Origin of the sequence: Metabacillus bambusae (genome assembly GCF_017497975.1) — a bacterium.
Classification (GTDB): domain Bacteria; phylum Bacillota; class Bacilli; order Bacillales; family Bacillaceae; genus Metabacillus; species Metabacillus bambusae.
This window is the reverse complement of record NZ_JAGDEL010000016.1, coordinates 57843-80522: the sequence shown is the minus strand read 5'-3', so window position 1 is coordinate 80522 and position 22680 is coordinate 57843. Positions and strand designations below refer to the sequence as shown.

The window sequence follows — 22680 nt, the reverse complement described above, 5'->3', positions numbered from 1 at the left end:
GGTCCTCTCCTTCTTTTTAATTTTCCATTAATTTTTTAAGCCGCTTATAATCAGAGGTAACAGAGTGTTTTACCATTACCTTCAATAAACCTTTAGCAACTTTAAAAAATTTACTCGCATCACCCTCGACAATAGCTGAAACTTTTGTACCTTCAGCTGTAGGTTCAACAAGCCGTGTCACCGTAATCGGAAATGAACTCTTGACACTATTAATTTTAATCAAATGATCTTTTTCAAACTGAATCACTTCAAAAGTCGTATAAATTTTTTTCCCTAAAAATGTAGCAACTTGTTCATACGTAGAGCCCTTTTGCAAAGGACCATCTGAGGTAAAGGTAGCTTCAAGCATGCCACCTTGCCATTTAGGATTGTTTTCAAAGTTTGCAATATAAGCAAAAATTTCTTGATGTGGTTTATTTATGTTAACCGACACATTTACTTTTATCATCTGATCACCTATGATTGTCTTTCTTCAGGCAGTTTGCCAAATTCAACAAAATTCTTTAAAAAGCTACCTAATAATTCCTCCCAGCCATGGCTATGCATATCCTTCCAATTCGGATCTAGCAGACCTGCTGCTGTATGAGAAAGCTTTAATAAAGTAGAGTTTCCTTTTTCCTCTAATTTAAATGAGTAAGCACTGTTAACCGCACCACGCATTCCTAATAAACCATTTAAACGTATTTCTTCGTAAGCTTTCACATAAGTAACAGTCCCCCAAATTGCACCTTCGCCATTACCTGCATCTTCAAGAAAACTGCCACCAACCTTAGGCTCAAGGGTCAATATAGAATCTTGTCCAAATAAACGATATGCCCACCATTGATTGATATCTTTTGTCAAAGAAGTAAATACTGTTTGACGATCTGCCTCAATCATTACCTCTTGCTCAATTTGAAAAGTGTCATGCTTTAATGCTTGTTCCATTTGTTCATTTCTCCTTTCAGCTACTTGTTTTAATTTTAAAATTGAAGTGGCATCGCTTGCTTGATATTTACTTACCCAGCGATCATACATCTGTTGAAGGGGGACGACATTAATGAAATTTAGCCGTGTGCGACCTTCTCTTCGAATTAAAATTAAGCTTGCCTCTTCTAATAAATTTAAATGCTTCATCACTGCAAATCTCGTAACATCCTGAAAACAGTCATTTAGTTCACCTGTTGTTCTTGGTCCATCCTTTAAAAAATCTAAAATTTGTCTTCTAATCGGATGACCAAGAGCTTTGAAAATGTTCGTTAGTTGCTCGTCAATCATGCTACTCATCCTTAGGTTTTAAAAATAAGTTACCATTTGGTCACATTTAATTTGTGACTAAATAGTAACATAAAAGGGTTGTATAAAACAATTAGAAAAAAATAGTAAATTAACGCTACCCAACTAGTGATAAATCCTTAAAAAGGGTAAGTTATGGCACTAAAGGACATAAAAAAAGACCGTCCACTGACAGTCCTGTTCTTGAATATAGTGATTTAGATAGCCTTTTTTATTTCCAGATGTCGTTCTAGTTTTCTTTTTACTCGCTGAAGAGCATTATCAATCGACTTTATATGAGTGTTTAATTCTTCAGAAATTTCCACATAGGATTGACCATCCATATATAAGGTCAACACTCTTCTTTCCAAATCACTTAGCAATTCTGCTATTTTTAGTTCGATATAAGCAGCTTTTTCTTGATTAATAATCACTGCTTCCGGATTTGTTATTTTTTCTCCAGAAATCATATCCATAAGCGTATATTTTGATTCCTCATTAGAAAGAGGCTTGTCCAGGGATACATACGAATTTAGCGGTCCATGCTTTTGACGAGTTGCAGTTTTGATCGCTGTTATTATTTGTCGTGTGATACAAAGTTCTGCAAAACCGTAAAAAGAGGCCATCTTGTCCTCTTTAAAGTCACGAATAGCTTTATATAAACCAATCATTCCCTCTTGAACAAGATCTTCTTTATCTGCACCAATTAAAAAGTAGGGTCTTGCCTTCATACGAACAAAATTTTGATATTTATTAATTAAAAAAGCCAATGCCTCACTATCTCCACTTTGAGCCATCTCTATCAAAATTTTATCACCTAATTTAGCATAATTATTAATCTGTTGTACTCCGATGTCTACACTCACTTATACCCCTCCGCCAACTCTACTTGAGTTTTTATATTTAAAAACTGATAGAGAAATTGTTTTTATTTAATTACTAGTTATATAGAAAGTAAAAGCGCACATATTAAATAGGCGCTTGGTTAATTAGCTTGATATCACTTTATCAATTCTCCATCTAGATTAAAGTATAAAGAACAATAAATAAAAACGTTGTCGAATTATAATAGTGTTTAAAAAAAATTCCTAGAATAAAATCAGATTTCAATTAGTTTATCGAATAAGTGAAAAGGAAATAACATAAAGACCACATCATTGACGAGAAATAACAAATAACTACAAAGTCTAGTAAATTTGACTCGTTTTTTGTTTATTAAACGTATTTCTATGAAATTTTACATACTATTTACAATATCTAAACAATAATATTGTAAGTTTAGACATGTATGAAAACAATTTAGGAGGCGAAATAATGGGACATAAAGGAGTAAATAGGATTCTATCATTTTTCATGATTCTAGCATTAGTACTGCCAGGTCTTTTATTAAATTTTACACCAGAAGCAAAAGCGGAGGAATCACCTCTTACTGTTGCAGAGGCTATCTCACGAAATACAAGTGTTGAGAATGTTACTGTAGAAGGATATATCATAGGATATACGACTGGCACAACTTCATTTGACTTCGAAGCACCGTTTGCTGGTAATACGAATATTGCAATAGCTGATGTATCCTCGGAAAAAGATGGCGCTAAAATTATGCCAGTCCAGCTACCTAGTTCCCCTAGTTATATTAGGGAAAACTTTGGACTAGTAACAAACCCTAGTATTGTTGGAAAAAAGGTTAGAATCACTGCTAAAATAGAAACATATTTTTCTAAACCAGGACTGAAATCACCAACGTCTATAGAATTTGTAGATGGCACTGATCCAATTGACCCAGACCCTGTAACACCAGGTGAACCTATATCAATTGCAGATGCTCGGACAAAAACGGGAAAAGAAGTGACTGTCATAGGTACAGTTACAGTTGACAATTCGGCAATTGGTGGTGGTAGATTATCTACATATATTCAAGATGAAACAGCGGGTATTAACATTTTTGCATTAAATTCAGCTAGTTTTCCAGAATTGACTGAAGGCAAACAAATTAAAATTACCGGTACGATTACCTCGTATAAGGGATTAACTGAAATTGCACCAATCGTAAATGGGATTGAAGTTTTATCAGAAAATAATCAATTGCCACAAGCGAATGAAATGACATTAATAGATTTAAATAATGAAAGTATAGCAGAGTCAAAAGAAGGACAACTAGTTAAAGTAAAAGGATATGTTAACAGTGTTCCGAGTTCAGCTGCTGGCGGTGGATACAATGTTTCCGTAATTGACGAAGAATTTAATAGAACAACGATTCGGATTATGGAAGCAACGAGTACGATTTCAAAAGTGGAAGCTGGAAAATGGTATGAATTTACAGGAGTATTGAGTCAATATGATTCATACCAGGTATTACCTCGTAAAGCAGAGGATATTCAATTACTAGATCCACAACCTGAAGCACCGCAATCTGCTGGTGAATATTCTTCTACAGTGAAAAGTGTTGTTGATGGTGACACGATTCATTTAGAGACACCTGTTTTAGGATCGACAAAGGTTCGATATGTAAACATTGATACACCAGAAACCTATCATTCTCCACAAAATGAAGCAGATCAAAACCAATTAGATCATGGGAACAGAGCCAAGGCTTATTTGAACGAGCTCTTAAAGCCTGGTGATGAGGTTATTGTTAAACTTGGAGATGAAGTAACAGATGATTATGGGCGTTTATTAGCACAAGTCATTCGAAAAAGCGATAATTTGAACACAAACTTAGAAATGGTTAAAAAAGGATATGCATCAACTTACTTTATTTGGCCAGTAGGTAATGAAGCTGATTATAATATGTTTCAAGCAGCTGTAAAGGAAGCAAAAGCTGCAGGATTAGGCATTTGGAATCCAGCTGATCTGTTAATGGAATTACCTTTTGCATTCCGTGCGAGAGATGAAGGGAAAGGGTTTACTAGATTTGTAGGAAACTCAGATACAAAGACATATGTGACTCCAGAAGAATGGGAGGATGTACCGGTAGAAAAAAGAATCTTCTTTGCAAGTGCACAAGAAGCAGAAGCAAATGGCTATTCTGCAGGTAGTGGCAATGAAGAAACTGACAATATTAGTGTTCAGTTATTAGGTGTGAATGATCTCCACGGTAAAGTAGACATTACGGGAACTGTAAGTGGCGCAAACTACGGCCGCATGGATTATCTAGCAGCACACTTACGTCAGCGTGAAACAACAAATCCGAACACATTAATTGTCCATGCTGGTGATATGGTTGGCGGAAGCTCACCTGTATCTGCCCTATTGCAAGACGAGCCAACAGTTGAAATGATGGAATCAATTGGATTTGATGTAGGTACTGTAGGAAACCATGAGTTTGATGAAGGTGTCGAAGAAATGTTGCGACTAATCAATGGAGGAGACCATGAAAATGGAACACCAAATTATGATGGAATTGACTTTCCTATGGTCGCAGCAAACGTAGAGTATAAAGATTCCGGTTCCTTAGTTTTAGATCCTTACGCAATTAAAGAGGTAGATGGGGCGAAAATTGGCTTTATTGGGGTAGCAACTGTTGAAACACCAAACATGATCATTTCAAAAGGAAATGAACATATTCAATTTACAGACGAAGCGGAAGCAATAAACAAATACGTACCAGAGCTTCAAGAAAAAGGTGTTGAAGCTATCGTCATTTTGGCGCATGTACCTGGGAACCAATCAGGTGAAACTGCTTCTGGTGATATCGCAAGTATCGCAACGAAAGTAAATGATGCAGTTGACGTCATTTTTGCAGCACATAACCATGTAAAGCTAGATGCTGTTGTTGATAATAAATTGATTGTCCAAGCATGGGAGTATGGAAAAGCATTTTCTGATGTTGAGCTGGAAATAGATCGTTTTTCAGGTGATATCGTAAAAAAATCTGCTGATATAGTGGATGTAGTTCAAGATGGCATTACACCAGATGCAGAAGTAAAAGCCATTTTAGATAATTATTTAGAAGAAGTAGGACCTAAGCTAAACGAAGTAATTGGGGTAGCAGGTTCAGAAATGGCTGGAGGATATACACAAAAAGGACTAATTGGTGATAATGCACTTGGAAACTTAATTGCAGACGGTATGGCTGTAGCAATGGATAGTGACTTCGCCTTAATGAATGGTGGTGGATTCCGTGATGATCTAAATGCGGGTGAAATAACATGGAATGAGCTGTTTAACATCCAACCATTCGGCAACACATTAGTTAAACTTGAAGTATCAGGTTCTGATATGCGAGCGATTATCAATAGCCAATTTAGCAGCTACGGTCCTGATGTAAGTATTGCTGGGTTTAGCTATACATGGGATAGCACAAAGGGATCCTATGGTGAAGTGATTGATATGTATTTACCAGACGGTTCGAAGCTTGATCCAGATAAGACATACACTGTTACGGTAAATAACTATATGTACCCTCATACTAGTGACAAATACCGTATTGCTGAGCTTGGTGAAAACCCTGTACAAGGGCCAGAAGACTTACAGGCTACGGTTGATTTTGTGAAAAGTATAGAAGGGTCGATTACGTATACCGCAGAAGGACGCATTTCTGAAGATTTCACAGCACCAGTAACGACACATACTTTAACAGCACCAGATAAAGACAATGGTGAATATTCAAAAGAAGCAGGAGTTACTCTATCTGCTACAGATGCTGATGTTGGTATTGATTATATTGAATACAAGCTAAATGAAGGTGACTGGATAAAATATGACCAGCCATTTACTATAACAAATGAAGGTGAATACACATTATCATACCGTGCTGTAGATAAGGTTCATAATGTAGAGGAAATGAAGATAGTTTCATTTACAATTAAAAATGCAACAATTAATGATGTGGAAAAGTTAATTTTAGAAAAAGACTTAAATCATGGTCTTAAAACATCACTGCAAAACCACCTTGAAAAAGCAGAAAATAACTTAAACTTAGCAAAAGAATTCCCTAATGAAAAAGAGCAATACACTAAACGTGCAATTTCAATTCTTGAGGATGTGAAAAAGAAAGTAAGTCATTTGCCAAAAAAACAGGTGTCAGATCAAGACAAGCTGGAATTGACAGATCTTGTTGATGAGGTCATTTCTAGCATAAAATAATTAATAAGTTTTCGGCTGCTAGTATCTTTTACTAGCAGTTTTTTTTGTTGCTTAAGAAATTATAAAATTCTTGTACTGTGGATAAGCGCACGACATCCAGCTCCAGCGCCTAGCCCCTCGAGGTCATAAGCTAATTTAGAATTGAAGGCAAAGAACGCCTTCTATTCTAAATCATCTTATTTGCCCGAGGCTGATCAAGGCGCTTGCGCTTTTGTTCCGTTTAGGAAATTAAAGAATTCTTGTACTGTAAATAATCGCATTGATATCCAGCGCCTAGAGCCTAGTGACCTTCACACCTTATATCCGCTATGTCAGCATCTAATCGCATATATTCTTTGTGTTTCCTTTGCCACACACGAACAGGCAGAAAATGATAACTGGCCGTAATAATTGGATCAAGTGATTTTTCTTTAATCTAACATATTTTTTTTCTGAGACTTGTACATGATTAATAATATTTTTAACCATCCTAAAAGGGATCCCAACTATTTTTGAGGAAGTGAAAAAATGCCAGATCATACACCAGAAGATGTTGAGAAGATTGTAGACAAGGCTAAAAAGGAAGACCGACAAGCGGAAAAAGCGAATGAGGTCATCAACGAATCCATTTCATCCCTTGATACAAAACGTAATCATAATAACTAACAATTAACAAAGTCTGAAAGTATCGAAGGAGACACTTCCTGTCAATCAATTTTGGAAGTGCTCCTTTTTTTGTCTCTTTAGATGAATGGAAATAGGGTGGAGCATAGTTGGTATATGTTCCTAATATCAATAGATAGAGGAGTAATCAAATAATTAAAACTGCCTTGCTAGATAAAAAGAGGTGACTTAAGATGTTCTTGGAATCTTTTGAAACAAAGCAGATGCTTGAAGCTATTTTAGGAAGTATTGACGAAGCGATTCATGCCGTTAACTCTGAAGGCATAACGATTTTTTATAATAAGGTCGCTGCAATTCATGATGGAGTGGAGATTGATGAAGTACTTGGGAAGCATGTACTCGATGTATTTCCATCTTTAACGAGTCAAACAAGTACCCTCTTGAAAGTAATCGAAACCGGAAAACCGATCTACCAACAATCCCAAACCTATAAAAATAGTAAAGGACAATTAATTGATACAGTAAACACAACGATACCGATACATGTAGGGGAACGAAATGTTGGAGCGGTTGAGATTGCAAAGGATTTATCAAAGGTAAAACAATTAGCTGAGAAACTTCTTGAACTTCAACAAAAAGTGAATAACAAAAAAACGAAACCGTCATCCACTTCTGGAGCAACATACAACTGGGATGATCTTATTACGAACTGTGATTCAATGAAAAATGTAAAAATGTTAGGAAAACGTGCTGCAGAAAGTTCATCTCCTGTAATGATATACGGTGAAACAGGGACAGGAAAGGAATTGCTTGTTCAGTCTATTCACAATGAATCATCACGTAAAAATGGACCATTTATCGCACAAAACTGTTCGTCTTTACCAGAATCCTTACTAGAAAGCATTTTATTTGGAACGAAAAAAGGAAGTTTTACTGGAGCTGTTGATCGAGCTGGTTTGTTTGAGCTTGCCCATGGTGGTACGCTATTTCTTGATGAAATTCATACGATGCCATTAGATTTTCAAACAAAGCTTTTACGTGTACTAGAGGATGGTGTCATTAGGAGAGTTGGTGGTACTGAGTCGTATGTCGTTGATGTGAGAATCATTGTTGCAATGAATGAGCATCCATTTGAGTGTATTGAGAAGAAGCTATTACGTTCTGATTTATACTTCCGCTTAAATGTATTTTTTATCGAGCTCCCACCACTAAGAGAAAGAAATGGAGATATCCCGATATTGGTGGATCATTTTATAAAAAAGTATAACTATCTCCTAAATAAGCTAGTTATTAATATTGATGACAAGGTGCTTGCCAAGCTTGAGAAACATCATTGGCAAGGGAATGTCCGTGAATTAGAGCATACAATTGAATATGCAGTGAATATGACAGACGGTGACATGATGACATTGAACGATTTGCCCGCTTTCTTTAAGGAATCAGCAACAGACGAAAGGATTAACCTAAAGCCATTAAGAGTAACAATTGAACAGACAGAAAAAAAGCTGATTCAACAAGCATTAAGAGTAACGAAAGGAAATGTCCTCAAAGCCTCATCGATCTTAGAACTCCCAAGACAAACACTTCAATATAAAATGAAAAAGTACAATATTAAAGCAGAACAAACATAGAGGAGGGTGGATATGAAACCAGCCTATGAAACGAAAAACATTAAAACCTCGGATTATTCAGTCCAGTTTTATCTTGATTACTTTAATGAAAGACTACGTGTCGATAATTACCGGGGAAATATGTCAATGATTCTTCAAGAGCTTAATGAAATACTCGATAAAAACTCGTTTACGAAAGTGATCTTTTTTTCCAGACCAGAGCATTGGCTGCAATTACTAGCAAAGGGATTTGAACTAGAAGCGATAATTAAAGGTTTTTTCAATGGCACGGACAATTATGTAATGACCTGTTACAAAGAGATTGAACGAAGAACGAATAAATATTGGATACAAGAAGATACAATCCTTCAGAGAGTCCTGGAAAAGGAACAAAAACAAATAAAAGCTAGTATTCCTGATCACTATCACTTCCGAAAAGCAACCAGCTTAGACGCAAAGAAGCTTGCCGAGCTTTATGCTATGGTGTTTAAAATTTACCCAACACCGATGAGTGATCCAGAATATGTAAAAAGAATGATCGAGGCAGGAACCATTTTCTATATTGTTGAATGTAACAAACAGATTGTTAGTTCAGCTTCGGCAGATATAAATCAGCTTTTCCATCATGCAGAACTAACTGATTGTGCGACATTACCAGAACATAGAAAGTATGGATTGATGAAGAAACTACTTATTCATCTTGAAGCTGATCTAAAGAATAGAGGTATCTTTTGTGCATTTTCGATAGCACGAGCCCTTTCGTTTGGGATGAATGCGGCTTTTTATCAGCTTGGCTATCAGTATAACGGAAGATTGACGAACAATTGCTATATTTTTGATAAATTAGAAGACATGAATGTTTGGGTAAAGGATCTGTCAAGTGAGGTGAAAAAAATATAGAACAAAGTAAAATGCCAGTTTTTAAGCATGCTGCCAATTTTCAGGCAGGATAGATGTAGATCAAATCTTAGGGATCTGCCAGTTATTCGGCAGTAATGCTAAGTTACATGCACCACCTGAGGATCATCAATAAAGTGATACGATTCAAATGTCATGACTCTCAACTTTTTCGAAGAACTTTCATAGGATTATCACCCCTTTTAAGTAGTTGGCACGATTCTTGCAACAATAATTTGTGAACAGCAAACCAAGGGGGAATCTAACATGTTACATGATTTATATAAACCGAAACGGCACTGGAAAGACATTGAACTATGGAAGGAGGTGCCAGAGGAAAAATGGAATGATTGGATTTGGCAGTTAACAAATACGATTCGAACACTGGATGATTTAAAAAAGGTTATCGACTTAACACCTGAAGAAGAAGAAGGAGTACGAATTTCAACAAAAACAATTCCACTAAACATTACCCCATATTATGCAGCTTTAATGAACCCAACAGATGTAAGATGTCCAATTAGAATGCAATCGGTTCCGATTGGAGAAGAGATACACAAAACGAAATATGATTTGGAGGACCCACTTGAAGAGGATGAAGATTCACCTGTCGCTGGCTTAACACATCGATACCCTGACCGTGTTTTGTTTCTTGTCACAAACCAATGCTCAATGTATTGTCGCTATTGTACTAGAAGACGCTTTTCAGGACAGATTGGTATGGGTGTTCCGAAAAAACAGCTAGACGGAGCGATTGACTACATTCGCAATACACCAGAAGTTCGTGATGTATTACTTTCAGGTGGAGACGGTTTATTAATTAATGACAACATTCTTGAATATATTTTAAAAAACCTAAGAGAAATTCCACACGTTGAAATCATCCGAATTGGCACAAGAGCGCCAGTTGTCTTCCCTCAGAGAATTACGGAAAATCTCTGCTCGATATTAAAAAAGTATCATCCAGTTTGGCTGAATACCCACTTCAATACGTCAATTGAAATTACGGAAGAATCAAAACGTGCCTGTGAAATGCTCGTTGATGCAGGAGTCCCTGTTGGCAACCAGGCCGTTATTTTAGCTGGTATAAATGACAGTGTCCCAATCATGAAAAAACTAATGCATGATTTAGTGAAAATTCGTGTCCGTCCTTATTATATTTATCAATGTGATCTATCTGAAGGGATTGGACATTTCCGAGCACCGATATCAAAAGGGCTTGAGATTATTGAGGGGTTACGTGGACATACAAGTGGATATGCAGTACCTACTTCGTTTTTTACATAATGTATGATATAATCCTAGTAAATTAGTATTCTAGGAGGTAGCACGATGTTACAAACGCAAACGGAAATAGGGACGGCAGCAGCGACAGAAACGAAACACGTAGCATTAATGCTTCGTATATCTCGTGACAAAGGCGAGAACGAAGACACGCTACAGAACCATAGGGAGACGTTATCAGAGTACGCAGCTAATCACGGATTAACTTATGATATTTATGCAGAGATAATAAGTGGGGGTATTACGGAAATAGAAGAACGTCCAGAACTTCAAAGTATGATAACTAATATCGAAAAATACGAGGCGATTTTATGTATCTCATTAGACAGGCTCGCACGTAATGGTGTAGTGTCGCAGCAGATAAAGCAGCTTTGTATTGACTACAACATAGAGATTATTACGCCTGCACAGACTTTCGATTTATCAAATAATCAGCAAGACCGCCTACTATATGATATTTCTAGTACCTTCGCAGTATTGGAATATGAGACGATAGCGAAGCGTAACAAGCTAAACAAAATCAGCCGAAGTAAACGAGGTGAACACGTTGCAGGAAGCGTACCTTTCGGTTATAGCCGTAACAAAGAAACGAAGCGACTAGAAATCGTAGAAGAAGAAGCTGTAGTAATTAGATACATCTTTAAGCTACATGCTAGCGGACTAGGTGCATATAAAATTAGGGATATACTTAACGAAGAGGGCTACCGTTCAGCAAAGGGTAAGGCGTTCAGCTTACCGTCAGTACGTCGCATACTAAAAAATCCTGCGTATCGTGGGGCGGTAGTATTTAACGATCGTAAGAAAGTTAAGGAAGACGGCAAATATGTTTATAAAGTTATTGAGACGTATATAGCAGAGGACGCACACGAGCCGATTATCAGTCCTTCTGATTGGTATAAAGCGAATGACATTAGGCAAGCGAGAGCAGAGCATGCTGCAACACATGTAAGAGAACGACCAAGTAAGAACGCTCATAGTATGCTAAAGGATTTACTAATATGTGGTTGCTGCGGACGTAAATCTTTGATGTTAAAAGATAGCAAGTCAGCCGAAGTTTACGTGAAGGTATGTGATTACTTGCTGCCAAACTCTACCCAAAAATGCGGAAATGCCGGCATGCAATTACGATACGTAATCGAAGAGTTTGCGGATTTCCTTGAACGTTTTAAGGGCGAAACAAAGAAGAAGCTAGCTCAAATAACATCGAATGATACGAGTAGTATAGCGAATGACTTAGTAACCAAAGTAGCGCATATAGATAAGCAGACAGTCGAAACACAAAGACAATATGACAATCTGATTAACCTAGCAGTTGAGGGAATATTTTCTAAAAAAGAAATTTTAGCGAAGAAGCAGGAGTTAACCGAAAGACTTATATTTCTCCAACAGACACGAGAAGAAACGCAAACTAAATTAGTAGAGCTAGATGTAAAAAGCGAGAAAGACAGACTACGTGAAATAATAGACATACTAGAAAATTTTGACGGAGAAGACGTAATTACCCAAAATGAACACTTAAAAACTTTTATAAAGGCGATTAGATACACTCGCAAAATGCCGTCAGAGATAAAGGCTCTATCTACTAGAAATCCTGCTAGACGAAATTATCCATTCAAATTAGAGATCGAATATATTTAACTTCTTAGCGACGGCTCTAAAACCGTCGTTTTTACATACAGACTATAGGAGGCGCAATATATGTTTATGGATCGACCTAACTTTTTAGATAGCGAATACTTCTACTACAACGAAGGCGGTAAGAAAGTACGAGAACGCATGAAGCTATTACCTAATGCGCCTAAGTCGATCAGAAAAGAGTACGAAGAGTACGTGAGTGCTTACGAAGAGTGGTACGAACAATGGAACGAAGGACTACGAACAAAAATAGAAGACTACGAAACTAAAAACGAATAATAGTACATGAATAAGGACGAATAAGGTCGTAGAATGCTATAAAGGCAGCTACGGCTTTTTATTTTGTCGTAATACCTAATACCAAAATCCTCAATCACTTGCGCCTATGTTTATGTAAGCGCAGAAAGGGGGTGTAATGATGGTTACACAGGAAAATAGACCGCCTAATAACGTCTATTATGTCAAATGCGGCTATACAAAGGAAATCGGTAACGGTCAACGCTATTCTGTATTTTTAGCCTTGGAACATTTAGAGGGTGAAACCTTCGCAGCAGGTGCAGAAATATACAGGTTAGAGAATGAGCTATTCGAACAAAGACGGCAGCTAGTAAAAGTAGCCTCGCTCTATTTGAAAGACGTTACAGGCTATCGTAAAGCACTACATGCAGCTATAAGGCTTATTGTTGACGAGCTAGAAGAGAATGCGAGCGTATGCGTCAAAGGTAAGCAGCTAGGTACTATTGGGAGGCTGCTTTATCGAGACAAAGAGCTTCTAGACGCTATTCATGCAAAAAATATGTTCTTTTCCTTTCGTAATATCAAAGGAACAATGCGCCATGACCTAGATGAGTTAGTACAGGACGTAAAAGAGCGAAAGAGCAACATTATATCAAATATCTAATAAATATACAGGAGGAATATTATCATGACAGTAGACAAGCAGCTAAAGAAAATGAGTGAGAATTATATATCAGCATACGAGATTAGAAGTAGTATGGCAGGTTATTTTAATACGTTTAAGGATTTTTATTTAGAAGACCGAAACAAAGTAATGAACAATAGAGAGTTAACGCACGCAGGCAAAGAAAAAAGGCTAGAGCGAGTGAAGCAGCGCCACGAAATAGACTTTATGAAGATGTTTCGTGAGCAGGAAGCAAAACGAAATGAGCTTCTAAATGAAAATATCAAAATAGCTAAAAGTATCATACTCGCAGAACTACCACCAGTAGACGCAGAGACAGAAAAGCTCTTCACCAAGCGAGTAGAAGAACTGGAAGGTAAAATCATTTTTGCCACCAATTTAGACGCAGCTAAGAAAGCGCTAGAAGAGATAGCAGCTATTGCGACAGAGCCAGCACTTGCAGCTACTACGAAAGAAAAGATCAAGCAGCTTTCGCAGCAAGTCTTAGCATTAGCACCTAGCGATAAGGTAATTACGGTTAAATATGAGCTAGGGAAGCTATTCGAAGATGTTTCTAGTCGTGCTTTACCGCAAGGGGCTATACAGGCTACAGAAGCTTTAGAGAGCGCTCAGGAGTTTTTAGGAATGGATTTAGTGCAGCCGTTTATCCTAGACAACTTAGGACAAATATCTAACGACCTAGTACGTTATGCGAACAATACAGAGTCGTATTTTATCGATAAAGCAGACGTTATTAAAGATATAGAAATGAACGGTAAAGGCTACTAATATGCGAATTATACAAGGCGACGACTTTACCGTTATTGACTGCGATCAGAACGTATTAACCTATTCTACAGGTCTGTACGTTCACGCAGATGTTAGTCAATACAATATAGCTGCACCGTCTTTTCGTGAGCTACGCCAAATTTATAAACAAGCGCAGACAGTCTTTCATAAAATGCGTGCTGCAGGTTCGGAGCTAGACGACTGCAGAGCAGTTAGAACGGAGCATGCTAACGTATATAGAAGGTATAGAAAGGCGTTATTAGAACACATAGAGCAAACAGAGACGGCTATTTAGTCGTCTTTTTTTCGTACATAAAAAGTCTATGTAAACACCTACAGAATAGCGCTAATCCTTGCGACTTCAATCGTCAAGTGAAAATACTTTACACAACAGTTTACAATATACGCAATACGAGGGGTATACATGTGCTGCTCGTTCCTACAGGATGAGGCTTGCAAAACTCAGGGGATACTTATATCCTTTTGAATATTAATATTCAACTACTACGCAAAAACTACCGCTATAGTCGCTTCCCTATGTCCGTAATGGTATAACTTTTCGAACGGTAAAAAATCGTTATATATAGCGTTCATAATGGTTGGTAAATTAATTTATGAACGTTCGTATATTTCTATTGACCTTTACGAACGATATCCGTATAATTGACTTATCACATATACGGGGAGAACGAAAACATGGAAACTAGAAGTTATGCTTATATTCGAGTATCGACGCAGGAGCAGAACGAGACAAGACAACTTGAAAAAATGAAGGCGCTAGGCATTATCAAGAGAGACACTTTCATAGACAAAGCAAGCGGAAAAGACTTCGACAGAGAGAACTACCAAGCGCTAAAGCGTGTAATGCGAAAAGGAGACCTTTTGTACGTGGACGCATTAGACCGACTAGGCAGGAACTACGACGCTATCATAAGCGAATGGAAAGATATTACTAGAAATATAGGCGCAGATATTATCGTGCTAGAAAACGAGAGCCTTTTTAATAGCCGCAAGTTTAGAAATATGGGGGACGTTGGTAAGGTTATGGAAGATCAGTTTTTATCGTTATTTAGTTATATTGCGGAGCAGGAGCGTAATAAGATACGCACTAGACAAGCCGAAGGAATAAAAGTAGCTAAGACGCAAGGAAAACATCTAGGACGACCAAAAGCAGAGTTTACAGAAGGGTTTAAATCTGCATATGCTGAATGGAAAGCAGGAAACATAACCGCAGTAGAAGCTATGAAAAAAGCCGATATGAAGAAGACTACATTTTATAAACTAGTCAACCAACTAGAGAGTGAACAGAGCGCTGGCTAAAGCGATAGCTATGCGCTCCTTTTTTTTGTATGAGGTATACATATGCTATCCCCCAAACCACCCCTCTACTTAGCTGCAACTACTGTGTATAAATTGCGTAATATATTTTTAAACTAAGGGGGTAAATACTAGAAATATATAAATATATACTCTCGAAATACAAAACTTAGTCATATTTATTAAATACTATTTTTGCGTCTACTGGTATTTCATTAAAACTTCCATCATTATTTCTAATAAAAGATGCACACTTTTGATCTTTCTTTGAATAGACATTTTCAATTTCTATTTCATAAAAATGTGATAAATAGTAATGAAGAAGATTTGCATATTCTGTTTCATCCCAATCATCATAGTAATAGGATGAAGATAAACTGAATACTTTTAAAGGCTCATTTTCTTCATTTGGATAATTAAGCATATAATAGGGTGAGTGGTTTAATAAATAACTACTGTATACTAATTTAGTAGCTATTTCTATGAATTGAACATTATGTAGTTTACACCCCTTTAACTTATTAAAATAATCATTTTTTGCTACTTGATGAATTCCATTATCTTGTAGGTGGGCAAAAATGATGATAGTACCTAAATTAATTGAGAAAGTTAGTGTATTGAGACCATCAATATAATTAAAAATCCTTCTATTGTCAGAAACTTGTCCTTCTAATATATGGATAGACCAAGGTTGAAATCCTTCAAATTCTATAGGATATCTTACCGATTGCATAAACGAATGTGTCATTCTGTACCCTTTTAGTAGCTCTGGTGTTGTAATTGTACCACTTGAAGGCTTACTTCTATCATACGTTAAAGATAATTCTTTAAATAATAGTCCATAAAAAATTTTTGATATCCATTGATATACTATAACCCTATCTATATTAGCAAATTTTTCATATCCATCTTCTAGACCTTTTTTAATTGTGTTTTCCATGTTGCTTAAGTGGTTATTATTGCATTCGGTACAACATGGAATCTTAAGCATTCTATAAGGAATTCTAGTACCGTTTAATAATGTGAGAGTATCATTCCAAAGATTATATTTTTCTAATAGCCACTTCGGAAATACGTGTTCCTCAGATTCATTTACTTCATTTAATTCTATGCCGCATAAAAAACACCTATCATATGTAAAACTCATATTCTCAAATGGGTCAAAGTACTTTTTTTTATCTGTATTTTCCATATTAACACCCCCTAATTAATTTTACAGGAAATTAGGAAAATCACAACAGAATATCCATTATGTGTATGAGATAAAATAACTACGGTTTTATTCCGAAACTACTATATATTAATAAACAAAGCCTTTTCGCAAACGTGTAGGGGCTTGTTTATATTCATAGACCAACTATTCGATCATGCTGCGCCTATGTCTATGTAGCGTTACTAAAGGTAACGTAATAAAACGTAGGAGGAAGGCAAATGAACGAACTACAGAAGGTATTCAATTACGCAGGTAAGGAAGTTAGAACTATTATAAGGGAGGGTGAGACATGGTTTGTTGCGAAAGACGTATGCGAAATACTGGAAATCGCTAATCCAACAATGGCGCTAAAAAGGCTAGATAATGACGAGGTGACTAAGTTAAACTTAGGCGGCTTATACGGTGAGACTAACCTCATTAACGAAGCAGGTCTATATACACTTATTTTAGGAAGCCGAAAGCAGGAGGCTAGAGAATTTAAGCGTTGGGTAACGCATGAAGTATTACCTTCTATTCGAAAACATGGCGCATACATGACAGAGAATACGCTAGAACAGGCGATCACTAACCCCGATTTTATGATAGGTCTATTAACGAATCTAAAAGAAGAGCAGCAAAAGCGAATAGCTGCGGAAGAGAAAACTAGCTTACTAGAGCCGAAAGCACGCAAATACGAAGAGTTTTTAGACGCTGAGGGGCTTACTACAGTAACGATAGTAGGTAACTACTTAGGGGGTATTAGTGCGCAGAAATTAAGAAAGTTCTTACAAGAGCAGGGCGTACTATCTAGGAAGAAAGTAAACGGTACTTACATGCCAAAGAAAGGTTATGAAAAGTACTTCCGCATTATTCCTTACTTACAAGCAGATGGAAACGGAGCTATGCGAACGGTAAGCTATACGCTAAAAGTAACTAACGCAGGAATAGACTTAATTTTCGACTTGTACCTATTAACCTATTGAAGAGCGCTAAATAAGCGTTCTTTTTTTATGCCTAAAAAACGTATAGCTTACGCCAAAAATAAATGAACATACATATTTTATTAGATTTGTCAAACATCCGCTAATATTGCCTTTTTCACCTGCATGTAACCCTAGCAAAATTAACTCGTACCTACTAGAGTGCATACCTTAATATTTGTTAGAGTGCGTACGTTAGTATTTGCTGTAGGTACTGTAAGAAGAACTAAGGTATTAAGAACTAAGGTATGAATAACTAACATTGTATTTACTACGTAAATAGTATACGCAAGCTAATACAGTTATTAATAAATGCGTAAGTAATTAAAGGATAAAGAGATAGAACTAAAGGCAATGCACTGCAGCAGATACCAACGTAACTAAACACCTGCGCCTATTTATAACGTAAGCGGCTCGTAACGAAGAGCTACTTAAAAAAATATATAAACGCAGGGGGCGAGTAAGAATGGAAAGTAACAGTAACGAACGATCAAAAGCTGCGAAGAAAAATATACGCAAGACGAGAGAATATGCGAAAGAACAGAAAGAGCAGCTACTGGATAAAGGCGGTTGGAGTGTTCTTCCTAACGCAGTTTTTAAGGAAGTCATACCGAGAATTATTAGCGACGCATACGACAAAGCATACGCAGGAGCAAAGCGAAAGCCTAACATACAGGACATAGCGTTTTTATATAGTATTCTACTAAGCTATGCGAATACAGACGAAAATAACGACTATTTGGGCGCTAGTTGGGTTAGTACGGAGAACTTAGCGCAGCTAATGCGTATTAGTCGAAATCGTATAGCTGCGTTAAGTAATATCTTAGAAGCGAACGGACTAATTAAGACCGTAGATTTTTACGAACAAATTAAGCGTAGAAAACTCTACTTCGTTATACACATTACGAATGTAAGCGAGGATGGCTATGTAGTAAACGCAGAGGGCGAAAAAATAGAGCCAAGTATAGATGTATATAGAGCTTTGACGCAGCAGAAAAACGAAAACTAGGACGAAAGAAGCGCAGGCATAGGCATACCGCTTATATCTTGCGTCTATTTTTTGTTTAACGAATACCAACGAGAAAGACAAGCTGCGCCTATCCACCTGTAAGAAATAAAAACAACAGGGGGCGTAGATATGAGATTAGGGAATAGTACAAATTCATATATTCATATTGTTATAGAAAAGGTTAATGTAGGAGGCTGCGTATATGTCTAAACAACAAGAGCAATCCTTACAGGACAGACCTAAATGTACAATAACAGAAGTTAATAAGCCAAATATAGAACGTATTGCACAGAGTTTAATATCTATACATGCGAGAAAGAGCAGAGCTACTAAAAAGTAAGCTCTCTTTTTTTTGCTTAATATTACATCACTTAAGAAATGCAGTACCAGCCTTTGTCGTCGATGCACCTGGTGGTGGTGGAAAAATTACTTTACAGCCAAATTATCTGATTTCTCAAAGTCCTACAAAGACAGTGTTACGCAATTTTGAAGGTGTCATAACCACTTATCCAGAACCAGAAAATTATGTTGCTGGGCGTGCGGATGATTATTTTAATGGAATTTACCAAAGCCACGATATGAAACCAACGAAAATAGGAATTAGCGGCTTATTAAATGATGAGCAATTTAATCTTGTTCCAGATTCACTTGAACGATATGATCGCAGACAGAGTTTTCAACAAAGCCCAACTTATTCAACATTGAAAGAGAAGCGTGAAAAGCGTGATGAATTAAAAGAGAAAAAATATCGAGCACAATTAAAAAAGGAAAACAAAGATACGGAGTAACTAACCAGGAGGTGTGAGAATGACATGAACTGTGAATGGTGTGATGAGTCCAAGGTCGAAGAAATCACTTGTACCGTTTATTGGGAACTTCCAGATGGAACACGTGCAATTGAAATAACCGAAACACCTGGAATGAAGTGTTCTACATGTGGAATGGAATATCAAACAGAAGCAACGATTGAGGCACTAGAGGATCAGCTTTTATTAATTGATACGAGTAAGCTTGGAAAAGAAATTGCTTATGAATCACTGATGGCTCAGCCAAAATTGTTAAAAAGAAATTATTTTAAATTTTAGTTTAAGCTAATATGTAGCCTCAGTGTTGGTTGATGAATATGTCGAAAATTGTAGATTAGTCGATATCTTGTTGATTTCGGACAATAAAATTAAAAACAAGACAATAAAACGTTATGTTGGAGAAAAAAACCTCATTTTCAGACAATAAATCGTGATTATGGTTGTATCATTTGAAAACAGTATAGTCGAAAGAGGTGATTCGTATGAAACGTTCGTTATTGATTAAACCAATGATGAATGACATGTACCCAATAGCCACCCATGGTGATGGGATCTATCTGTATGATGATACTGGAAAGAGCTATATAGATGGGTCCTCAGGTGCAGTCACTGCAAGTATTGGCCATCGGGTTCCTGAAATTATTGAAGCGATGCATGAGCAAGCAAAAAAAGTCTCCTTTGTGTATCGTTCACAATTTACGTCAGAGCCGGCAGAAAAGCTCGCTCAAAAATTAAATGAGCTTATAGGTGCTGATCATGACTATTGGTCATTCTTCGTCAATAGTGGCTCTGAGGCAACAGAAACGGCGATGAAAATTGCCATCCAGCATTGGCAGGAGCAGGGAGATTTTCGGAAACATAAAATTCTTTCACGCTGGGTCAGTTATCACGGCATCACGCTTGGAGCTTTGTCAATGTCAGGACATGTCAAACGACGGGAACGGTTTGTCCCATTGTTAGAAGACTTCCCAAGCGTTTCACCTCCATATTGTTACCGCTGTCCATTTAACCAAACCTATCCTGACTGCCAGTTGTTTTGTGCCAATGAATTAGAAACAGCGATTACCCGGATCGGTGCCGAGCATATTGCAGCATTTATTGCAGAACCAATCATAGGTGCTGCTGGTGGTGTCATTGTTCCTCCAGAAGGCTATTATCAAAAGTTATCAGACATTTGTGAAAGGAATAATATTTTATTTATTGCTGATGAAGTGATGACAGGCATTGGTCGTACCGGGAAAATGTTAGGGATGGATCACTGGGGAATAAAGCCAGATATTATCGCTCTTGGAAAGGGAATGAGTGCAGGCTATACAGCGATTGCAGCTACGCTTGCTAGTGAAAAGGTCATGAAACCAATTTTAAATGGCTCAGGGTCGATTATGAGTGGTCATACCTATAGCGCAAATCCACAATCGGCTGCGGTTGCCTTAGCTGTACTTGAATATATCGAAACGAATAGATTGGTAGAAAAGGTGGAAGAAAGTGGTAAATACTTGCTACAAAAGCTACAAGAACTAAAAAAGAGAGTTGACATAATTGGTGATGTTCGTGGAAAAGGTTTAATGATTGGTGTCGAGTTTGTCGCTGATTACAAGATAAAGCAACCGTTTAGTGCAAAAACTGGCATTACAAGTAAAGTCGTTGAAAAAGCTAGAGACAAAGGATTGCTTATTTATCCGGCATCTGCGGGGAACGAGGGAGCACATGGTGATGCAGTGATAATTTCTCCGCCATTTGTCATTACAAAACCAGAAATGGATCAGTTAGTTGATATTTTCAAAGAAACGCTACTTGAGGTTCAGTATGATCTTAGTTAGGGGGATGAGGATGTGACGACAACACCTCCAAAGAAGTCAATCAACAAAGTTGGCAGTATTGAAGATTCAATGTTCCGTATCCAAGATGGATGTACCATCATGTTCGGCGGATTCGGAGGAATCGGTAATCCTCCAACAGTTATAAATGGAATCCTTGAAAAAGGGGTTAACGATTTAACCTTGATTGGAAATGATAGTGGATTTCCTGACATCGGAATTGGCCGACTAGTGAGTCAAGGTAGAGCAAGTAGACTAATCGTTTCTCATATTGGCTCAAATCCAGTCGCTGGTCAATTAATGATGGAGGGGAAAATGAAGGTTGAATTTTCACCACAAGGAACATTAGCTGAACGCATTCGTGCGGGCGGCGTTGGTCTCGGTGGGATTTTAACAGATATTGGGCTTGATAGTATGGTAGAAGAAGGGAAGCAAAAGGTGACGGTTAACGGTCGGGAGTATTTACTTGAATCAGCACTAACAGCTGATATCGCAATTGTCTACGCGAAAAAAGCCGATACTTTTGGCAATCTAATCTATGAAACGAGCGCCCGTAACACAAATCCCTTAGTGGCAATGGCAGGAAGATATACAATTGCCGAGGTCGAAGAAATTGTTGAGGTGGGTGAGCTTGACCCGGAAATGATCGTTACACCAGGAATATATGTGGATCTTGTTGTACAGAGTTCTGGGGTTGATTGGAAGTGGGCGTGGGAGTAGGTGAGTGCCTGTCACCACCCGAGTTTTGTAAGAAATTGTCGAGGAAAGGCATTGCAGATCTTGTGCATAGGGGTGATAGGAAATGAGCATGAGTCATGATATAAGAAACCGAATCGCAAAACGAGCAGCAAAGGAAATTAAAGACGGCATGATTGTTAATTTAGGAATTGGGATTCCTTCACTAGTTCCTAATCACCTTCCACATGACGTTTATGTGATGTTCCATGCGGAAAATGGAATACTTGGAATGGGAAAATCACCAGAAAAGGGTGAAGAGGACCCAACATTATGTAATGCTGGAGGTTTTCCAGTAACAATTGTCCCCGGTGCTTCTTATTTTGACAGTGCTACTGCATTTGGGATGATTCGCTCAGGTTATTTGGATATAACGATACTTGGTGGGCTTGAAGTAAGTGAAAAAGGTGATTTGGCAAACTGGATTGTTCCAGGAAAAAGAGTACCGGGAATTGGTGGGGCGATGGAGCTTGCTAAAAAAGCAAAAAAAGTCATTGTGGTGATGAACCATTGTAATAAAAAAGGTGAACCGAAAATTTTGAAAACCTGTACATTGCCTATAACCGCAAAAGCGTGTGTCAGTATGATCATTACAGATATGGCCGTAATCGAAGTAACAGATAAGGGGCTACTATTAAAAGAAGTTATGGCACCCTTTACAGCAGAAGAAGTCACGCTTAAAACGGACGCACCATTGATGATTTCTGAAGAGATCACAACGGTTACCTAAATCGGAACTCATTTAAGGAGGAGAGTAGAGTGAGTG

General features: G+C 37.4%; 21 protein-coding genes and 1 pseudogene. 18 read left to right on the top strand and 4 right to left on the bottom strand.

The annotated features are described in order from the left end of the window. Positions 1-16 precede the first annotated feature (16 nt). From I7822_RS19010 to sigH, 3 genes are all read right to left on the bottom strand, one after another. Positions 17-448 (bottom strand): SRPBCC family protein, encoded by a 432-nt coding sequence (locus I7822_RS19010; protein WP_207980661.1) that lies wholly within the window; start codon positions 446-448, stop codon positions 17-19. An 8-nt stretch (positions 449-456) separates the two neighbouring features. Next, complete coding sequence (locus I7822_RS19005) at positions 457-1257, bottom strand: helix-turn-helix domain-containing protein (protein ID WP_243459553.1); 801 nt, start codon at positions 1255-1257, stop codon at positions 457-459. 215 nt (positions 1258-1472) lie between these two features. Further along, on the bottom strand, positions 1473-2093 hold the full coding sequence (gene sigH, locus I7822_RS19000) for an RNA polymerase sporulation sigma factor SigH (RefSeq protein ID WP_372442177.1): 621 nt from the start codon (positions 2091-2093) through the stop codon (positions 1473-1475). A 475-nt stretch (positions 2094-2568) separates the two neighbouring features. On the opposite strand from sigH, the gene I7822_RS18995 reads away from it, so the two are divergent. The 10 genes and pseudogenes from I7822_RS18995 (at position 2569) to I7822_RS18950 (ending at position 15378) form a co-directional block, all read left to right on the top strand. Continuing rightward, complete coding sequence (locus tag I7822_RS18995) at positions 2569-6339, top strand: DUF6359 domain-containing protein (RefSeq protein WP_207980659.1); 3771 nt, start codon at positions 2569-2571, stop codon at positions 6337-6339. A 507-nt stretch (positions 6340-6846) separates the two neighbouring features. Then, positions 6847-6984, top strand: a complete 138-nt coding sequence (locus I7822_RS18990) for a hypothetical protein (protein ID WP_207980658.1) — start codon at positions 6847-6849, stop codon at positions 6982-6984. Positions 6985-7181: 197 nt separating this feature from the next. Continuing rightward, a complete protein-coding gene (locus I7822_RS18985; RefSeq protein ID WP_279381998.1) occupies positions 7182-8573 on the top strand; it encodes a sigma-54 interaction domain-containing protein in 1392 nt (463 codons plus the stop codon). Between the two features lie 12 nt (positions 8574-8585). Beyond that, the gene (gene ablB, locus I7822_RS18980) at positions 8586-9452 is read left to right on the top strand and encodes a putative beta-lysine N-acetyltransferase (protein ID WP_207980656.1); all 867 of its coding nucleotides are present in this window, start codon (positions 8586-8588) and stop codon (positions 9450-9452) included. 264 nt (positions 9453-9716) lie between these two features. After that, a pseudogene (kamA, locus tag I7822_RS18975) lies at positions 9717-10721 on the top strand (lysine 2,3-aminomutase); the annotation flags it as partial. A gap of 60 nt (positions 10722-10781) precedes the next feature. Then, entirely contained in the window at positions 10782-12371 is a 1590-nt protein-coding gene (locus I7822_RS18970; protein ID WP_207980655.1) for a recombinase family protein, read from the top strand. A 60-nt stretch (positions 12372-12431) separates the two neighbouring features. Next, entirely contained in the window at positions 12432-12647 is a 216-nt protein-coding gene (locus I7822_RS18965; RefSeq protein WP_207980654.1) for a hypothetical protein, read from the top strand. 136 nt (positions 12648-12783) lie between these two features. Further along, complete coding sequence (locus I7822_RS18960) at positions 12784-13269, top strand: hypothetical protein (RefSeq protein ID WP_207980653.1); 486 nt, start codon at positions 12784-12786, stop codon at positions 13267-13269. A gap of 24 nt (positions 13270-13293) precedes the next feature. Continuing rightward, the gene (locus I7822_RS18955; protein ID WP_207980652.1) at positions 13294-14058 is read left to right on the top strand and encodes a hypothetical protein; all 765 of its coding nucleotides are present in this window, start codon (positions 13294-13296) and stop codon (positions 14056-14058) included. A gap of 696 nt (positions 14059-14754) precedes the next feature. Then, a complete protein-coding gene (locus I7822_RS18950) occupies positions 14755-15378 on the top strand; it encodes a recombinase family protein (RefSeq protein WP_207980651.1) in 624 nt (207 codons plus the stop codon). Between the two features lie 166 nt (positions 15379-15544). On the opposite strand, the gene I7822_RS18945 is transcribed toward I7822_RS18950, so the two are convergent. After that, positions 15545-16567, bottom strand: coding sequence for a hypothetical protein (locus I7822_RS18945; RefSeq protein WP_207980650.1), 1023 nt, complete (start codon positions 16565-16567; stop codon positions 15545-15547). 239 nt (positions 16568-16806) lie between these two features. Here I7822_RS18945 and I7822_RS18940 point away from each other — a divergent pair, with 239 nt between their 5' ends. The 8 genes from I7822_RS18940 (at position 16807) to I7822_RS18905 (ending at position 22644) form a co-directional block, all read left to right on the top strand. Further along, on the top strand, positions 16807-17550 hold the full coding sequence (locus I7822_RS18940) for a phage antirepressor (protein WP_207980649.1): 744 nt from the start codon (positions 16807-16809) through the stop codon (positions 17548-17550). Between the two features lie 463 nt (positions 17551-18013). Continuing rightward, entirely contained in the window at positions 18014-18556 is a 543-nt protein-coding gene (locus I7822_RS18935) for a helix-turn-helix domain-containing protein (protein ID WP_207980648.1), read from the top strand. A gap of 202 nt (positions 18557-18758) precedes the next feature. Then, positions 18759-18896 (top strand): hypothetical protein, encoded by a 138-nt coding sequence (locus I7822_RS18930; protein WP_207980647.1) that lies wholly within the window; start codon positions 18759-18761, stop codon positions 18894-18896. Beyond that, positions 18865-19344, top strand: a complete 480-nt coding sequence (locus tag I7822_RS18925; protein WP_207980646.1) for a lysine 2,3-aminomutase — start codon at positions 18865-18867, stop codon at positions 19342-19344. Before I7822_RS18930 ends, I7822_RS18925 begins: the two co-directional genes overlap by 32 nt. Positions 19345-19368: 24 nt before the next feature. Next, positions 19369-19641, top strand: a complete 273-nt coding sequence (locus I7822_RS18920; RefSeq protein ID WP_207980645.1) for a YokU family protein — start codon at positions 19369-19371, stop codon at positions 19639-19641. Positions 19642-19844: 203 nt separating this feature from the next. Then, positions 19845-21182, top strand: a complete 1338-nt coding sequence (locus tag I7822_RS18915) for an aspartate aminotransferase family protein (protein WP_207980644.1) — start codon at positions 19845-19847, stop codon at positions 21180-21182. 39 nt (positions 21183-21221) lie between these two features. Further along, positions 21222-21899, top strand: coding sequence for a CoA transferase subunit A (locus I7822_RS18910; RefSeq protein ID WP_372442176.1), 678 nt, complete (start codon positions 21222-21224; stop codon positions 21897-21899). 82 nt (positions 21900-21981) lie between these two features. After that, the gene (locus I7822_RS18905; RefSeq protein ID WP_207980643.1) at positions 21982-22644 is read left to right on the top strand and encodes a 3-oxoacid CoA-transferase subunit B; all 663 of its coding nucleotides are present in this window, start codon (positions 21982-21984) and stop codon (positions 22642-22644) included. Positions 22645-22680 lie beyond the last annotated feature (36 nt).

What these genes read in the sequence shown, in the direction of transcription:
- I7822_RS19010 (WP_207980661.1), bottom strand. Translation starts at nt 448, where the DNA reads ATGATAAAAGTAAATGTGTCGGTTAACATAAATAAACCACATCAAGAA.
- I7822_RS19005 (WP_243459553.1), bottom strand. Translation starts at nt 1,257, where the DNA reads ATGATTGACGAGCAACTAACGAACATTTTCAAAGCTCTTGGTCATCCG.
- I7822_RS18995 (WP_207980659.1), top strand. Translation starts at nt 2,569, where the DNA reads ATGGGACATAAAGGAGTAAATAGGATTCTATCATTTTTCATGATTCTA.
- I7822_RS18990 (WP_207980658.1), top strand. Translation starts at nt 6,847, where the DNA reads ATGCCAGATCATACACCAGAAGATGTTGAGAAGATTGTAGACAAGGCT.
- ablB (WP_207980656.1), top strand. Translation starts at nt 8,586, where the DNA reads ATGAAACCAGCCTATGAAACGAAAAACATTAAAACCTCGGATTATTCA.
- I7822_RS18970 (WP_207980655.1), top strand. Translation starts at nt 10,782, where the DNA reads ATGTTACAAACGCAAACGGAAATAGGGACGGCAGCAGCGACAGAAACG.
- I7822_RS18965 (WP_207980654.1), top strand. Translation starts at nt 12,432, where the DNA reads ATGTTTATGGATCGACCTAACTTTTTAGATAGCGAATACTTCTACTAC.
- I7822_RS18960 (WP_207980653.1), top strand. Translation starts at nt 12,784, where the DNA reads ATGATGGTTACACAGGAAAATAGACCGCCTAATAACGTCTATTATGTC.
- I7822_RS18955 (WP_207980652.1), top strand. Translation starts at nt 13,294, where the DNA reads ATGACAGTAGACAAGCAGCTAAAGAAAATGAGTGAGAATTATATATCA.
- I7822_RS18950 (WP_207980651.1), top strand. Translation starts at nt 14,755, where the DNA reads ATGGAAACTAGAAGTTATGCTTATATTCGAGTATCGACGCAGGAGCAG.
- I7822_RS18945 (WP_207980650.1), bottom strand. Translation starts at nt 16,567, where the DNA reads ATGGAAAATACAGATAAAAAAAAGTACTTTGACCCATTTGAGAATATG.
- I7822_RS18940 (WP_207980649.1), top strand. Translation starts at nt 16,807, where the DNA reads ATGAACGAACTACAGAAGGTATTCAATTACGCAGGTAAGGAAGTTAGA.
- I7822_RS18935 (WP_207980648.1), top strand. Translation starts at nt 18,014, where the DNA reads ATGGAAAGTAACAGTAACGAACGATCAAAAGCTGCGAAGAAAAATATA.
- I7822_RS18930 (WP_207980647.1), top strand. Translation starts at nt 18,759, where the DNA reads ATGTCTAAACAACAAGAGCAATCCTTACAGGACAGACCTAAATGTACA.
- I7822_RS18925 (WP_207980646.1), top strand. Translation starts at nt 18,865, where the DNA reads ATGCGAGAAAGAGCAGAGCTACTAAAAAGTAAGCTCTCTTTTTTTTGC.
- I7822_RS18920 (WP_207980645.1), top strand. Translation starts at nt 19,369, where the DNA reads ATGAACTGTGAATGGTGTGATGAGTCCAAGGTCGAAGAAATCACTTGT.
- I7822_RS18915 (WP_207980644.1), top strand. Translation starts at nt 19,845, where the DNA reads ATGAAACGTTCGTTATTGATTAAACCAATGATGAATGACATGTACCCA.
- I7822_RS18905 (WP_207980643.1), top strand. Translation starts at nt 21,982, where the DNA reads ATGAGCATGAGTCATGATATAAGAAACCGAATCGCAAAACGAGCAGCA.